Below are 326 nucleotides of genomic sequence, written 5' to 3'. Positions count from 1 at the left end.
CCTACGGGCGCGACGGGCGACATTGGACCTGCTGGACCTACGGGCGCAACGGGCGACATCGGACCTGCTGGACCTTCGGGCGCGACAGGCGACATCGGACCTGCTGGACCTTCGGGCGCAACGGGCGACATCGGACCTGCTGGACCTACGGGCGCGACGGGCGACATCGGACCTGCTGGACCTTCGGGTGCGACAGGCGACATCGGACCTGCTGGACCTACGGGCGCAACTGGCGACATCGGACCTGCTGGACCTACAGGCTCTACGGGCGACATCGGACCTGCTGGACCTACAGGTGCAACGGGCGACATCGGACCTGCTGGACC

At 68.1% G+C, this 326-nt stretch carries 1 pseudogene; it reads left to right on the top strand.

Annotation, left to right across the window (positions count from 1 at the left end):
* Window positions 1-326 (top strand): annotated as a pseudogene (locus tag J4G36_RS18300) (collagen-like protein); the annotation flags it as partial.

This window comes from Sporosarcina sp. 6E9 (assembly GCF_017921835.1).
Classification (GTDB): domain Bacteria; phylum Bacillota; class Bacilli; order Bacillales_A; family Planococcaceae; genus Sporosarcina.
Note: the sequence above shows the minus strand (reverse complement) of the source record. Positions and strands in the feature narration are given on the sequence as shown.